Here is a 14,024-nt window from a genome sequence, read left to right on the forward strand (position 1 = left end):
TCAGACGGCCTTCGACAGGCGGGCGGCGGCGAGGTCGGACAGGTCGGCCAGCAGGCTTTCCGCCGTGGCCCAGCGACCGGCGCCGCGGCCGCGACGGCGCACGACCGATCCGTCCTGCGAGATGACCTTCAAGGCGTTGCCCTCTCCCTTCAGCTCCGCGAACAGCGGGTCCAGCGCGCCCGAGACCAGACGGACGGCGGCGACCAGCTTGCCGTCTTTCAGCTCGCAGCGACAGAGCTGACGCGAACCGGCGGGCGGCAGGGCGGCGGGGTCCAGAACATCGCGATGAATGGCGACGTCGTCCGGCATCACGCCGAAGGCTTCGAACGAGAGCAGGCGGACCTTGGCGAGGGCGTCGAGGCCTTGCAGATCGGAGGACGGGTCTTCCTCGGCGAAACCGGCGGCGCGGGCTTCGGACAGGGCCTGATCGAAGGCGGCGCCTTCGCCGAGACGGGCGAGCATGAAGTTGACGGTGCCGTTCAGCACGGCCTCGAAGGCGACGACCGGAGCCTCGTCCCGGGCAGCGCGCACGGCCTCGACCATGGGCACGCCGCCACCGACCGAGGCGGACCAGAGCAGTTTCGCGTCGTTGCGAGCCGCCAGTTCGAGCAGGCCGTCCGGATCGACGCTGACCGCCTGTTTGTTGGCCGTGGCGACATAGACACCGCGCGACAGGGCAGCGGCGATGACGTCGTAGCCGGCTTTCGCCTCCGAAAGGGCCTCGAGCACAAGATCGGGGTCCCGCTCCAGCAAGGCGACGGGGTTGGACACGAGCAGCGGGGCGAGCTGGGCATCAGATGCGCCGGGGACATCGCGGGGTTTGGACGGATCGCGGACGAGGACGCCGACGACCTCGACGCGGGGATCGACCAGCAGGCGGGCCAGTGCGCCGCCGCCGACCACGCCGCAGCCGGCGACGGCCACACGAAGACGACGGTGGGCGGGCGCGGGCTTCGGCGGGGCGCCGACCGGGCCGACGACCGTGCGGTGGCCGTCGAGGTAGTTGCGGACCTCGACCTTCAGCTTGCGGGCCTCGGCGAGATCGAGCGCGTCCGGCTGGACGAGGCCGCCGCCCAGCGCCTTGGCCTCGGCCCAGCTGGCCTGATCATAGCGGCGGGCGTCGGGATGGACGTTGGGGTCGCGGTCGTAGAGGCCGTCGACGTCCTTCACCAGCTGGACGCTGTCGAGCTCAAGTTCGGCGGCGAGGAAGAGGGCCGTCAGGTCCGATCCGCCACGGCCCAGCAGGACGACCTGCCCTTCGGGCGAGACAGCGCCGAAGCCGGGGACGACCACCACTTCATGCTTCAGCAGGGCGCGGTCGAGGGCGGCGCGGTCCAGCGACAGCGGGCGGGCGTGCTCGCAGGGGCCATCGGCGACGAGGCCCAGCTCCCGGACCGTCAGGGTCGCGGCGCTGAGACCGACGCGATCGCAGGCCAGGGCGACCAGGGCGGCGGAGCGTTCCTCACCCTGAACCACGTAGGCAGGCAGCAGGCTGTTGTCGTGGGCGAGGCCGAGGGCGCGGGCCTCGGCGAGCAGGCGGTCCGTTTCACCGGCGAGCGCCGAGACGACGGCGACCACGCGTCGGCCCCGTCGGACTTCGGCGTAGATGTCGGAGGCGACCTTGGGCGCGTCGGCGGGATCGACCAGCACGGAGCTGCCGAACTTCATCACGACCACCTCGGGCGAGGCGGCGGGGAGGGCGGGTACGGGGCGTTCGAGGACGGCGAGTTGGGCGTTCATCGGAGGGGCTTTCGAGGAGAGGGGAGGAAAAGAAAAACCCCGCCCGGAGCGATCCGGGCGGGGTTGGGTTTTTGCGTTCCTGAGCTTTGGTGCGCGCTAACCGTTCCCCGCCGGAGCGGTGATGGTGGTGGTGCCGGTCATACCAATGACGCGCGCGGTCGCGCCGCCGCACGAGGCGGTCGAGGCGATGGCGATGCGGGCGTCGAGGCGGTTCACGGCGGACCTGCTCAGTTCAAGTTCAGAACGGAGGCTGACGGACAATCCCCCTCGCCGTCAACCCGAAAGGTGAAAAATTGCGCGTGACCTGCACCGGTGCGGCCCGGTGAGCACGGCGCGACCCTGTGGCCCGACTGTGAGAAGCAGTGAGACTGAATTTGACACAGAGAACTTTAGAATACAAAGTACTCTTCATGAGGCGGGGCTGGCCCGCTTTTGGAGACCTGTCATGAATAAGATCATCCTTGCGGCCTTGGCCGCCGCATCCTGCCTCGCCGCCGCCCCCGCGCTTGCAGGAGACGTCACCGTGACCCTGACCGGCGTGCAGGCGCGCGGCGGCCAACTGCTGGCCGCCCTGCAAACGCGGGATCAGTTCCTGCAACCCGCCGGGACCTACGGCGATGTCGTGCGCAATCCGGAGGCCGGGACGGTCACCGTGACTTTCCGCGACGTGGCGCCCGGCGACTATTCGCTGTCGGTCCTGCACGACGTCGACAGCAACGGGCAAATGAAGATTGAGGGCGGCATGCCGGCGGAGGGCTGGGCCATGGTCAACGGCGCGGCCCTCCGCGCGGCGCCGACATGGGACCAGGTGAAGTTCACGGTCCCGGCCAGCGGCGACAGCCGCCTGACCGTGCCGATGCAATATCCTCGCTGACGCAGAACGCCCCGCCCCTCGAGAGAGAGGCGGGGCGCTTCAATTTCGGGCTATGCCGATCAGGCCCGGTTCAGGCCCAGTGCATCTGGACGCGATGAGCGGCGGCCCAGTGGATGGCGCGCAGCCCGTCGATCACGGCGTTGGCGGCGGCGCGGGTGCCCAGCTCCCCGCCCAGATCGGCGGTGACGGCTCCGGCTGACAGGACGGCGGCGCAGGCGGCTTCGATGGAGCCGGCTTCGTCCTCCAGTCCCAGGCTGTGACGCAACAGCAGGGCGGCGGACAGGATGGTGCCGACCGGGTTGGCCTTGTCCTGACCGGCGATGTCCGGCGCCGAGCCGTGGATCGGTTCGAACAGGCCCGGACCGCTGGAGCCCAGCGAGGCCGAGGGCAGCAGGCCGATGGAGCCGCCCAGCACCGAAATCTCGTCCGACAGGATGTCGCCGAACATGTTTTCGGTCAGGATGACGTCGTACTCGCGCGGCTTGCGGATCAGGTGCATGGCCATGGAGTCGACCAAGGCGTGCTCCAGTTCGATACGCGGGAACTCCTCGGCATGGACGCGGCTGACGACCTCGCGCCAGAGGCGGCTGGTTTCCATGACGTTGGCCTTGTCGACCGAAGTGACCTTGCCGCGACGCTGCTGGGCGGTCTGGAAGGCGGCGCGGGCGACGCGTTCGATCTCCGGCACGGTGTATTCGCAAAGGTCGGTGGCGCGGTCGGCGGTGCGGGTCTTTTCCCCGAAATAGATGCCGCCGGTCAGCTCGCGGAAGACGATCAGATCGACGCCCTCGACGATCTCCTTCTTCAGCGGCGAACGGTGGGCCAGCACCGGCGAGACCTGCAGGGGACGCAGGTTGGCGTACAGGCCCATGGCCTTGCGCAGGCCCAGCAGGCCTTCTTCCGGACGGCGTTTGCCGCCATCCCACTTCGGTCCGCCCACGGCGCCCAGCAGCACTGCGTCGGCGGCCAGACAGGCGGCGGCGGTTTCCGGCGGCAGGGGATCGCCCGTGGCGTCGATGGCCGCGCCGCCGATCAGGTGTTCGCTGAAGTTGAAGGTGTGACCGAAGAAGTCGCCGACGACCGTCAGCACGGCCTTGGCCGCGTGGGTTACTTCGGGGCCGACGCCGTCACCGGGCAGGACGACGATGTCATAGGTCTTGGAGGCGGGCATCAGACGGTCTCTTTCCGGCGTTCAAAGGCTTCGATGTCAGGCAGGCGGGCTTGCAGCCAACCGAGGGTGTCGACCCCGTCCAGCAGGCACTGGCGGGCGAAACTCTCCACCGTGAATGCGACAGGCGGTGCATTGCCGCGCTGGATGGTGGAGGTTTCCAGATCAACCGTGATCGGCTGGTCGGCGTGGGCGGCCAGATCGTCCCAGGTCGCCTGATCGACGACGATGGGCAGGAAGCCGTTCTTCAGGGCGTTGGAGGTGAAGATGTCGGCGATCTCGGTCGAGACGACGGCGCGGAAGCCGTAGTCCATCAGCGCCCAGGGAGCGTGTTCGCGCGAGGAACCGCAGGCGAAATTTCTGCCTGCCAGCAGGATGCGGCGCTCGGTCGGGTCGATCCGGTTGAGGATGGCTTCCGGCTTGTGGGAGCCGTCAGCCTCATAGCGCCAGTCGTAGAAAGCCCATGCGCCCAGACCCTCGCGGCTGGTCGTGCTCAGGAAGCGGCCGGGGATGATCTGGTCGGTGTCGATGTTCGACTGTGACAGGACCACGGCTTTTGAGGTCAGGGATTTGAAGGGCTCAGGCATTTTGGGCTCCTACCGCCTCGCGCGCGGCGCTCGGCTGCTTGAGGAGGGCGGCCTCCTGCAGAAACACGCGCGGGTCGGTCAGGACACCGGTGATGGCGGTCGCCGCCGCCGTGGCGGGGCTGGCCAGAATGGTGCGCGAACCGGGGCCCTGGCGGCCTTCGAAATTGCGGTTGGAGGTGGAGACCGCCAACTGGCCCGGAGCCACCATGTCGCCGTTCATGGCCAGACACATGGAGCAGCCCGGGATGCGCCACTCGGCCCCCGCGTCGGTGAAGACCGTGTGCAGCCCTTCGGCTTCGGCGTCGCGACGGACGGCCTCCGAGCCGGGAACGACCAGCATGCGCAGGCCCGGCTTCACCTTGCGGCCGCGCAAGACTTCCGCGGCGGCGCGCAGGTCGGGCAGGCGGCCGTTGGTGCAACTGCCGATGAAAACGACATCGACCGCATGGCCGGTGGTCGCCTCGCCGGGGGTGAAGCCCATATAGGCCAGCGCCTTTTCGCCGGAGGCGTCGTACGGAGCCGGGACGGGCTCGCCGATGGCCGAGCCCGCGTCCGGGGTGGTGCCCCAGGTCGCCATGGGGCGGATGGCGCCGCCGTCGATGTGGACTTCGGCATCGTAGATCGCGCCGGGGTCGGAGGCCAGCGACAGCCAGTCGGCGACGGTCTGGTCCCAGACGGCGGTGTCGGGCGCGTGCTTGCGGCCCTTCAGCCAGTTCACGGTGGTCTGATCCGGAGCGATCATGCCCGCGCGGGCGCCCGCCTCGATCGACATGTTGCAGACGGTCATCCGCCCTTCCATGTCCAGCGACCGGATGGCCTCGCCGGCGTATTCGACCACGAAGCCGGTGCCGCCGCCGAAGCCCAGACGGGCGATGATGGCCAGCGCCACGTCCTTGCCCGAGACGCCGGGCTGCAGTTGTCCGTCGACGGTGACGCGCATGGTCTTCGCCTTGCGCTGCAGCAGGCATTGGGTGGCCAGTACGTGGCCGACCTCGGAGGTGCCGATGCCGAAGGCCAGGGCTCCGAACGCGCCGTGGGTGGCGGTATGGCTGTCGCCGCAGACGACGGTCATGCCGGGCTGGGTCAGGCCCAGTTCCGGTCCCATGACGTGCACCACGCCGCGATCCGCCGAGTCCCAGCCCGCCAGCGAGACGCCGTGCCGGGCGCAGTTGGCTTCCAGCGTCTCGACCTGCGCCCTGGAGGCCGGCGTGTAGTAGGGGCGCTCGCCGCTCGCGTCCGCGGGCAGGGTGGGGGTGGAGTGATCCAGGGTGGCGAAGGTGCGGTCGGGACGACGCACCTTCAGGCCCCGGCTCTCGATCTCGGAGAAGGCCTGCGGACTGGTGACCTCGTGGACCAGATGCAGGTCGATGTAGAGCACCGCCGGGGCGTCAGGCGTTTCCGCCTGCACCACGTGCCGGTTCCACACCTTCTCGAACAGGGTCTCAGGCATATTCGGCCTCACGCTGCGGAGCCGGGGCGGGGGCGTTGATCGGCTCCAGCCAGTTGTGGCGATCCGGCGTGGCGCCGGTGAACAGGCCGCGGAAGGCGGCGTTGACCGCCTTGGTCACCGGCCCCGGCCCCGCGGCGCGGGTGGCGATGCCGTCCACGGAGCGGACCGGGGTGATCTCGGCGGCCGTGCCGGTCATGAAGATCTCGTCGGCGACATAAAGGGCCTCGCGCGGCAGGATCTGTTCGCGGGTCTCGTAACCCAGACCGCGCGCCAGCTTCAGCACGCTGTCGCGGGTGATGCCCATCAGGATGGAGGCGGCGGCGGGCGGGGTGATGATCTCGCCGTCCTTGACGATGAACAGGTTCTCGCCGGCCCCTTCCGACAGGCGGCCGTCGGTGCCCAGGGCGATGCCTTCACCGAAGCCGCCGACCCGGGCTTCGCGCCCGATCAGATAGGACGACAGATAGTTGCCGCCCGCCTTGGCGCCCGAGGGCACGGTGTTGGGGGCGATTCGCGACCAGCTGGCCACGCAGGCGTCGACGCCCTTTTCCAGCGCCTCCTCGCCCAGATAGGCGCCCCACGGGAAGGCGGCGATGGCGACATCGACGTTCATATTCTGGGGAGAGGGCGTCACCCCCATGCCGCAGGCGCCGAGGAAGGCGATGGGGCGGATGTAGGCGGACTTCAGCCCGGTTGATCGCACGGTGGCGCGGCAGGCCTCGACCAGCTCGTCGACTGTGTACGGCAGTTCGAAGTGATACATGCGGGCGCTGTCGAACAGTCGGCGCACATGGTCTGTCAGGCGGAAACCGCAGGGACCGTCCGGGGTGTCATAGACGCGAATGCCCTCGAACACCGAGGTGCCATAGTGCAGGGCGTGGCTCATCACGTGAACCTTGGCGTCGGCCCAGGGCGTCAGCTCGCCGTTGACCCAGATATGTTCAGCCAGCGGCTGCATACGCGTACTCCTGTCGGGGGGCGGCGTCCGGGCGCGAGGCCTCGATGATCGCCAGCAATTCGTGGTCGTTGATCTCGCCGATCTCGTCGGCGCGGCGTTTGAAGCCCGCGAAGGCGGCGGCCAGATGGGCGCCGGATACGGGTTGGCCCAGCGCCTCGGCGCGCTTGGCGACCGCATGGCGGCCCGAGTGCTTGCCCAGTACGAACCAGGTGCCTTCGAAGCCGACATCCTGAGGGCGCATGATTTCGTAGGTCGACGGGTCGGCCATCATGCCGTGCTGGTGGATGCCCGCCTCGTGGGCGAAGGCGTTCAAACCGACGATGGCCTTGTTGCGCACGACCGGGGTGTGGGTGATCTCGCTCAGCAGGCGGCTGGCGCGAACCAGATGGGTGGCGTCCACGCCGGTGTGCAGGCCGTAGCGGTCCGACCGGGTGCGGATGGCCATGACCATCTCCTCGATCGAGGCGTTACCTGCCCGTTCGCCGATGCCGTTGATGGCGCCCTCGACCTGACGCGCCCCGGCTTCGACCGCTGAGAGGGAGTTGGCGACGGCCATGCCCAGATCGTCATGACAGTGGGCCGAGAAGACCACGTGTGGATGACGCACGCGGACCGCGGCCATCAGGTTGCGGTAAATCTCGGCGATCTCGCCCGGCGTGGAGTAACCGACGGTGTCGGGAATGTTCAGGGTGGTGGCGCCCGCGGCGGCGGCGACTTCGCACACCTCGGCCAGGAATTCCGGCTCGGTGCGGATGGCGTCCTCGGGGCTGAACTCCACGTCCTCGAAGCGGGTGCGGGCATAGGCGACCGAACGCTCGGCGGCTGCCAGCACCTCGGCCTTCGACATCTTCAGCTTGGCCGACCTATGGATCGGGCTGGTGCCCAGGAATACGTGGATGCGGCGCTCCTGAGTGCCGCTCAGGGCGCGGTACGCAGCATCGATGTCGGACTCGTTGGAGCGGGCCAGCGAGCAGAAGACGGGGCCCTCCACCTCGCCGGCCACACGGCGCACGCATTCTTCGTCTCCGGGTGAGGCGGCGGCGAAACCGGCCTCGACCACATCGACCTTCAGGTCCGCCAGCACGCGGGCCATGCGGACCTTGTCCTCCGGCCCCATGGAGAAGCCGGGCGCCTGTTCGCCGTCGCGCAAGGTGGTGTCGAAGACGATGACCCGGTTCGGATCGGCGGCGACGGCCTTTTGAACCTTGGTCATGCCGCTACCTCAGGATGGAAGGACGAGGCGGAAGCGCTGACGCGGGTGACGCCGAACAGCTTGTCGATCTGTCGGCCCAGGGTCCGGGTGCAACGGGCGGCGTCGCGGCCGCGCACGGCCATTTCGATTCGGCGTGCCGGGCCCTCATCGCGCATGGTGATGCCATCGATGTGGAAGCCGCGACGCTCAACCAGACCGATCAGGCGCTGAAGCGAGCCGTCGGCGCGATCAATGTTCAGGTGCAGGGTTTCGGTGCTCATGGCTCAGGCGCCTTCCATCATTTCAGCGTTGCTCTTTCCGGGCGGGACCAGCGGCCACACGTTTTCCCGGGGGTCGATAATCACGTGCGCGAGGCAGGGGCCGTCGGCGGCCAGCAGGCGGGCGATCCCGGCCTGGACCTCCTCGCGTCGGCTAATTCGGAAGGCTTCGATCCCGAAGGCCTCGGCGACCTTCACGAAGTCCGGATTGTCGGACAGGTCGATCTCCGAGTAGTTGCCGTCGAAGAACAGCTCCTGCCACTGGCGGACCAGACCCAGGGAGCTGTTGTCCAGCAGCAGAACCTTCACCGGGATGCCGTAGCGGCGCAGGGTGGCCAGCTCCTGCACGTTCATCATGAAGCCGCCGTCGCCGGCGATGACGACGACCGTGGCGTCCGGATCGGACAGCTTGGCGCCTATACCGGCGGGCAGGCCGAAGCCCATGGCGCCCAGGCCGCCGGAGGTGATGTGGGCTTCCGGCTTTGCGAACCGACAGTGCTGGGCGGCCCACATCTGGTGCTGGCCGACGTCGCAGGCGGCGACGAAGTCATCACCGGCGGCTTCCGAGATCGCCTTCAGCAGGGCCGGGGCGTAGACGCCTTCGCCAGGTGCATCGGCATAGCGGAAGGCGGTGCGCTGAACCCGGCTGGCGCAGTGGATCATCCACGGATCAATGGCCGGACCCTTGCCCGCCAGATGGGCGGTCAGGGCCTCGACGCCCGGCGCCAGCTCACCCGCGACCGGAATCCAGGTCTCGCGCAGCTTGCCGATCTCGGACGCGTCGATGTCGAAATGGATGACGCGGGCGTGGGGGGCGAACTCAGCCAGCTTGCCGGTGGCGCGGTCGTCGAAGCGGGCGCCGAAGACGATCAGCAGATCGGCTTCCTGCACGGCCTCGTTGGCCGCGCGCGTGCCGTGCATGCCCAGCATGCCCTGGAAGCCGGGAGCGTCGGTCGGGATCGTGCCCAGCGCGTTCAGGGTCGCGACCGACGGGATGCCGGTGGCCTCCGCGAAGGCGCGGACCTGCTCTGTCGCGCCGCCGATCTTCACGCCGCCGCCGACATAGATCAGTGGCCGTTGCGCGGCGCGGATGGCGTCCGCGGCCGCGGCGATGGCGTCGTGGTCCACCGGAACGACGGTGTTCGGATAGCTGAAGCCGAAGTCCTCGGTGGTCTGACCGACCTGAACGTCCTTGGGCAGGTCGACCAGAACCGGACCGGGGCGGCCCGAGGCGGCGATATGGAAGGCTTCCTCGATGGCGGCCGGAACATCGGCCGGATCGCGGACCAGGATGGAGTGCTTCACGATCGGCAGGGTGACGCCCAGGATATCGATTTCCTGGAAGGCGTCGGTGCCCATGACGCCTTGCGCGACGTTACCGGTGATGCAGACGACCGGGATGGAATCCATCATCGCATTGGCGATGCCGGTGATCAGGTTGGTGGCGCCGGGGCCGGACGTGGCCATGCAGACCCCGACCTTGCCGCTGCGACGGGCCCAGGCGTCGGCGGCGAAGGCGGCGGCCTGTTCATGACGGACCAGGATGTGGCGCAGGTTCGATCCGGCCAGGGCGTCATAGACGGGCATGATCGCGCCGCCCGGATAGCCGAACACGACCTCAACCCCCAGCCGCTCCAGGGTGGAGACGAGCAGGCGGGCGCCGCTTTTCGGGGCGGCGGCGGGTTCAGACATACGGGCGGCGGAGGCGGTCATGGTTCAGGCGGCTTCCGATTTGGGGGCGTGCAGCCAGGCCATGCGCTCGCGCAGTTTCGCGCCGGTCCGTTCGATGGGCTGTTCGCCGTCTGCCTTGACCCAGGCGTCGTAGCGGGGCTTGCCCGCCTCGTTCTCGGCGATCCATTCGCTGGCGAACTGACCCGACTGAATTTCATCCAGAATGGTCTTCATGCGGGCGCGGGTTTCGTCGGTGATGACGCGCGGGCCTGACTTGACCGAGCCCCACTTGGCCGTTTCCGAGATGAACTCGTTCATCCTGGTGATGCCGCCTTCGTAGAACAGGTCCACGATCAGCTTCAGCTCGTGCATACACTCGAAGTAGGCGATCTCGGGCTGGTAGCCGGCCTCGACCAGGGTGTTGAACCCGGACATGACCAGCTCCTTGGCGCCGCCGCACAGGACGGCCTGTTCGCCGAACAGGTCGGTCTCGGTCTCCTCGCGGAAGGTGGTCTCCAGCAGGCCGCCGGTCGCGCCGCCGTTGCCTTTGGCGTAGCCCATGGCGCGGTCGCGGGCCTTGCCGGTCGCATCCTTCTCGATGGCGAACAGGGAGGGGACGCCCCGGCCGCGCTGGTATTCACGGCGGACCAGATCGCCCGGGCCCTTGGGGGCGACCAGGATGACGTCCATGTCCTCGCGCGGCGTGATGCGGCCGTAGATGATCGAGAAGCCGTGGGCGAACAGGATGGCGGCGCCCTGTTTGGCGTTCGGCTCGATGATGTCGCGATAGACCTCGGCCTGGATCATGTCCGGCGTCAGGATGGCGATGATGTCCGCGCCCTTGACCGCCTCGGCGGGTTCGGCGGTCGGGACGCCGTCGGCGGTGGCGTTGCGCCAGCCCTTGCCGCCTTCGCGGACGCCCGCGACCACATCATGGCCAGAGTCCTTCAGGTTCTGGGCGTGGGCCCGGCCCTGCGAGCCGTAGCCGATGATGGCGATGCGCTGACCGGCGATGGCGCCGGGGCGAATATCGTCGTTGGTGTAGATGGTGATGGCCATGGTTCAGGCGTCCTCTCGGGCGGCGCGGGTTTCGGTCTCGGCGGGACGCTGGACCGGGGGCGGGTTGGGAATGGTCACGGCGCCTTGGGCGGCGGAGGCCACCGAGGCGCGGTACTTGGCGAAGACACCGTGCGCCGGGCGGATGGTGTGTGGGGCGAAGTCCGCCCGGCGCGTCGCCAGATCGACGCCGATGACGTCGATGCGGCGATGGGTGACGTCGATGGCGATACGGTCGCCGTCGCGGATCAGGGCGATGGGGCCGCCGACAGCGGCTTCCGGCGAGACGTGTCCGGCGACGAAGCCGTAGCTGGCGCCCGAGAAACGGCCATCGGTGATCAGGGCGACGTTGTGCACGCCGCGCCCCTTCAGGGCGGCGGTGACCTGCAGCATCTCGCGCATGCCGGGGCCGCCCTTGGGGCCTTCGTAGCGGATGATGATGACATCGCCTTCGCCGACCGAACCGTCCTGAACGGCGTGGAAGGCGTCTTCCTCGCTGTCGAAGACACAGGCCGGGCCTTCGAAGCGGTCGACCCTGTGGCCGGTCAGTTTGATGACCGCGCCGTCCGGGGCGACGTCGCCGTAGATGACGGCGAAGCTGCCGCGATCCATGACGGGGGCGTCGAAGGTGGCGACCACCTGCTGGCCCGGGGTCTCCTCGGCTTCGGCGGCCTCGGCGAACAGGCTGCGGCCGGAGACCGTGGGCGCGTTCACGATCTTGCCCGCTTCGGCCATTCGCTGGGTGACCAGACGGGTGCCGCCCGCGGCGAACAGGTGGGAGGCCAGGAAGCGGCCGCCCGGCTTGAGGTCGCAGATGACGGGGGCGTCGACGCAAGCCTGATGGCAGTCCTCGACGCCGAACTCGACCCCGGCTTCGGCGGCGATGGCGGTGAGGTGCATGACGGCGTTGGTCGAGCCGCCCGAGGCCGAGACGGCGACGGCGGCGTTCCGCAGGCTGGCGCGGGTGATGTATTTGCGGGCGCTATCGCCGGCGAAGACGCGTTCGACGATCAGGCGACCGCAGCGCTCGCCCTCGGCGGCCTTGGCCGGATCAACGGCGGGGACGTCATTGGCGCCCATCGGCGACAGGCCCATGACCGACAGGGCCATGGCCATGGTGTTGGCGGTGAACTGGCCGCCGCAGGCGCCGGCGCCGGGGCAGACCGCCGTTTCGACGGCTTTCAGGCCTGCGTCGTCCAGGGCTCCGGCGGCGTGGGCGCCGATGGCCTCGAAGATCTCCTGAACCGAGACCTCCTTCTGGCCGATGGTCCCCGGCATGATGGTGCCGCCGTAGTAGACCAGCCCCGGGATATCCATGCGGGCCAGCGCCATGGCGGCGGCCGGTATGGTCTTGTCGCAGCCGACGATGCAGATGACGCCGTCCAGCTGATGGCCTTCGACGGCCAGCTCGATGCTGTCGGCGACGACCTCGCGGCTGATCAGCGAGGCCTTCATGCCGGGCGTGCCCATCGAGATGCCGTCGGTCACGACGATGGTGTTGAAGTCGACCGGATAGCCGCCCGCGGCGATGATCCCGGCGCGCACGTCGGCGGCCAGACGGTCCAGGTGCATGTTGCACGGCGTGACCGAGGACCAGGTGTTGACCACCGCGATCATCGGCTTGTCGAAATCGGCGTCCTGCATGCCGGCGGCGCGCAGGTAGCTGCGGGCCGCGGCGCGGTTCGGGCCGGCCGTAACCGCGCGACTTCTCGCGTTCGGGGGACGGTCGTTAGAGGTGAAATCTTGCGTCATTGCGAAGGGTCGTTCCGGAGGTGTCCGGATCGCGCACAACAAAAAACCCGCTTCCTGGTTGGAAGCGGGTGGCTGCGGGCGATCCTGATTTTGCGTTAGGTCAGGTCACGTGCGTCCACACCGCTCCAGTAAGGAGGGCGAGCGATACAGCGATAATAAGGGTGTTCAGGGCCAGTTGGACCGAGGGCGCACGCGTGGCCGCGATCGCCTTGGCGGCGCTCTTGCGGTCAACGATGTGGACGCGATTGGCCACGGGGGCTCCTGTTCAACGCCGTTAAGAAACCATGCCTCGCTGCGCCGCACAAGACCGTTAAGCAAAATTCTTGCTCAACCAAGTTGGTAGGGACCGGTTTGCGCAGAAAATCACCGATGTCCGCAGCGGGATTTTCACGTGCGGCAGGTGTGGAATTTGCGAGTGATTATCGCTATTCACTGCCCATGTTTTCGTTCCCCGCCCCGCGATCCGCACGCCTGACAAGTGACGACTGACGGACATGGCGGCGATCCCTCTCACAGGCAGGCCGGAGCCACAGTCGCAACAGGCGAAGGGCCACCGCGGTGGCCGGTTCGCGGCCTATGGCATCGCGGCGGCGGCCCATGCCGGTCTGGTGATGCTGATCGGCCTGCAGGCGGCGCCGTCGTCGGACGGAGGGGCGGCTCCGGTGATCAATCTGATGCTCGAGCCCTCGCCGCGCTTCGACTCCGAGACGCCGCCCGCCGTCGCTTCCATGGCTGAGCAGGAGGCGCCGGCTGCGGCGCGGCCCCAGCCGGTGGCCGCACCGCTACGTCTCCGTCAGACGATCTCCTCCATTCCGTCCGACCTGACCCTGCCGCCGCCGGTCAAACTCAACGAGCCGACCCCTCGCGTTCACAACGCCCGGGACACCGGGGATCGGCAGGGGACAGCGCGTAACGCCGAGGGAGCCGGTTCAGGGCCGATATCGGCGGACGCTTCCCTCAACGGGGCCACGCAGGGCGGCGGGGGGCAAGCGCTGGGCGCCGCCGCCGCCGCCGACACGGACGTCTACTTCGCCCGGGTGCTGGCCTGGATCGAGCAGCACAAGCGCCATCCCGGCGACGCACAGGGCTTGGTGACCGTCAGCTTCCGGCTGGATCGCCGCGGGCGGGTCAGCGGCCTGCGTCTGGTGCGGTCCAGCGGTGTTCGGGCGCTGGACCGGTCGGCCATGGATCAGATCGCGTCGACCCAGCCGTTCCCGCGCCCGGAGCCCGGAGCCCGGTGGGCGTCGCGGGAGTTCACGGTGAACATGGACTACCGGACCCGTCCGGGGCGCTGATCC

General features: G+C 68.8%; 13 protein-coding genes. 2 read left to right on the forward strand and 11 right to left on the reverse strand.

All coding sequences use genetic code 11. From position 1 onward, the window contains the following. The gene (locus tag FKQ52_RS05260) at window positions 1–1,740 is read right to left on the reverse strand and encodes a homoserine dehydrogenase (protein WP_141626205.1); all 1,740 of its coding nucleotides are present in this window, start codon (window positions 1,738–1,740) and stop codon (window positions 1–3) included. A gap of 445 nt (window positions 1,741–2,185) precedes the next feature. Between FKQ52_RS05260 and FKQ52_RS05265 the strand changes: the two genes are divergently transcribed. Then, window positions 2,186–2,614, forward strand: coding sequence for a DUF2141 domain-containing protein (locus FKQ52_RS05265; protein WP_141626206.1), 429 nt, complete (start codon window positions 2,186–2,188; stop codon window positions 2,612–2,614). A 70-nt stretch (window positions 2,615–2,684) separates the two neighbouring features. Here the strand turns inward: FKQ52_RS05265 and leuB are convergent, their stop codons facing one another. The 10 genes from leuB to FKQ52_RS16390 form a co-directional block, all read right to left on the reverse strand. Beyond that, window positions 2,685–3,785, reverse strand: a complete 1,101-nt coding sequence (gene leuB / locus FKQ52_RS05270; protein ID WP_141626207.1) for a 3-isopropylmalate dehydrogenase — start codon at window positions 3,783–3,785, stop codon at window positions 2,685–2,687. Next, entirely contained in the window at window positions 3,785–4,369 is a 585-nt protein-coding gene (gene leuD / locus FKQ52_RS05275) for a 3-isopropylmalate dehydratase small subunit (protein WP_141626208.1), read from the reverse strand. The genes leuB and leuD overlap by 1 nt, the downstream gene beginning before the upstream one ends. Continuing rightward, window positions 4,362–5,819, reverse strand: coding sequence for a 3-isopropylmalate dehydratase large subunit (gene leuC, locus FKQ52_RS05280; protein ID WP_141626209.1), 1,458 nt, complete (start codon window positions 5,817–5,819; stop codon window positions 4,362–4,364). The genes leuD and leuC overlap by 8 nt, the downstream gene beginning before the upstream one ends. Then, a complete protein-coding gene (locus FKQ52_RS05285) occupies window positions 5,812–6,777 on the reverse strand; it encodes a branched-chain amino acid transaminase (protein WP_141626210.1) in 966 nt (321 codons plus the stop codon). Before FKQ52_RS05285 ends, leuC begins: the two co-directional genes overlap by 8 nt. Then, complete coding sequence (locus tag FKQ52_RS05290; protein ID WP_141626211.1) at window positions 6,761–7,990, reverse strand: 2-isopropylmalate synthase; 1,230 nt, start codon at window positions 7,988–7,990, stop codon at window positions 6,761–6,763. Before FKQ52_RS05290 ends, FKQ52_RS05285 begins: the two co-directional genes overlap by 17 nt. Then, entirely contained in the window at window positions 7,987–8,250 is a 264-nt protein-coding gene (locus FKQ52_RS05295; RefSeq protein ID WP_141626212.1) for an ACT domain-containing protein, read from the reverse strand. Before FKQ52_RS05295 ends, FKQ52_RS05290 begins: the two co-directional genes overlap by 4 nt. Before the next feature lie 3 nt (window positions 8,251–8,253). Next, a complete protein-coding gene (gene ilvG, locus FKQ52_RS05300; RefSeq protein WP_141626213.1) occupies window positions 8,254–9,960 on the reverse strand; it encodes an acetolactate synthase 2 catalytic subunit in 1,707 nt (568 codons plus the stop codon). A gap of 3 nt (window positions 9,961–9,963) precedes the next feature. After that, complete coding sequence (gene ilvC / locus FKQ52_RS05305) at window positions 9,964–10,977, reverse strand: ketol-acid reductoisomerase (protein ID WP_141626214.1); 1,014 nt, start codon at window positions 10,975–10,977, stop codon at window positions 9,964–9,966. 3 nt (window positions 10,978–10,980) lie between these two features. After that, window positions 10,981–12,726, reverse strand: a complete 1,746-nt coding sequence (locus FKQ52_RS05310; RefSeq protein WP_141626215.1) for a dihydroxy-acid dehydratase — start codon at window positions 12,724–12,726, stop codon at window positions 10,981–10,983. Window positions 12,727–12,826: 100 nt separating this feature from the next. Then, complete coding sequence (locus FKQ52_RS16390) at window positions 12,827–12,979, reverse strand: hypothetical protein (protein WP_168196797.1); 153 nt, start codon at window positions 12,977–12,979, stop codon at window positions 12,827–12,829. 241 nt (window positions 12,980–13,220) lie between these two features. Between FKQ52_RS16390 and FKQ52_RS05315 the strand changes: the two genes are divergently transcribed. Next, window positions 13,221–14,021, forward strand: a complete 801-nt coding sequence (locus FKQ52_RS05315) for a TonB family protein (protein WP_141626216.1) — start codon at window positions 13,221–13,223, stop codon at window positions 14,019–14,021. The last annotated feature ends 3 nt before the right edge of the window (window positions 14,022–14,024 follow it).

Origin of the sequence: Brevundimonas sp. M20, assembly GCF_006547065.1 — a bacterium.
In the GTDB taxonomy this organism is placed as follows: Bacteria; Pseudomonadota; Alphaproteobacteria; order Caulobacterales; family Caulobacteraceae; genus Brevundimonas.

Bases quoted from the DNA above. Each gene is read 5' to 3' on its own strand.
- leuB (WP_141626207.1), bottom strand. From the start codon at position 3,785: ATGCCCGCCTCCAAGACCTATGACATCGTCGTCCTGCCCGGTGACGGC.
- ilvG (WP_141626213.1), bottom strand. From the start codon at position 9,960: ATGACCGCCTCCGCCGCCCGTATGTCTGAACCCGCCGCCGCCCCGAAA.
- FKQ52_RS05285 (WP_141626210.1), bottom strand. From the start codon at position 6,777: ATGCAGCCGCTGGCTGAACATATCTGGGTCAACGGCGAGCTGACGCCC.
- FKQ52_RS05260 (WP_141626205.1), bottom strand. From the start codon at position 1,740: ATGAACGCCCAACTCGCCGTCCTCGAACGCCCCGTACCCGCCCTCCCC.
- leuC (WP_141626209.1), bottom strand. From the start codon at position 5,819: ATGCCTGAGACCCTGTTCGAGAAGGTGTGGAACCGGCACGTGGTGCAG.
- leuD (WP_141626208.1), bottom strand. From the start codon at position 4,369: ATGCCTGAGCCCTTCAAATCCCTGACCTCAAAAGCCGTGGTCCTGTCA.
- FKQ52_RS05310 (WP_141626215.1), bottom strand. From the start codon at position 12,726: ATGACGCAAGATTTCACCTCTAACGACCGTCCCCCGAACGCGAGAAGT.
- ilvC (WP_141626214.1), bottom strand. From the start codon at position 10,977: ATGGCCATCACCATCTACACCAACGACGATATTCGCCCCGGCGCCATC.
- FKQ52_RS05315 (WP_141626216.1), top strand. From the start codon at position 13,221: ATGGCGGCGATCCCTCTCACAGGCAGGCCGGAGCCACAGTCGCAACAG.
- FKQ52_RS05265 (WP_141626206.1), top strand. From the start codon at position 2,186: ATGAATAAGATCATCCTTGCGGCCTTGGCCGCCGCATCCTGCCTCGCC.
- FKQ52_RS05290 (WP_141626211.1), bottom strand. From the start codon at position 7,990: ATGACCAAGGTTCAAAAGGCCGTCGCCGCCGATCCGAACCGGGTCATC.
- FKQ52_RS05295 (WP_141626212.1), bottom strand. From the start codon at position 8,250: ATGAGCACCGAAACCCTGCACCTGAACATTGATCGCGCCGACGGCTCG.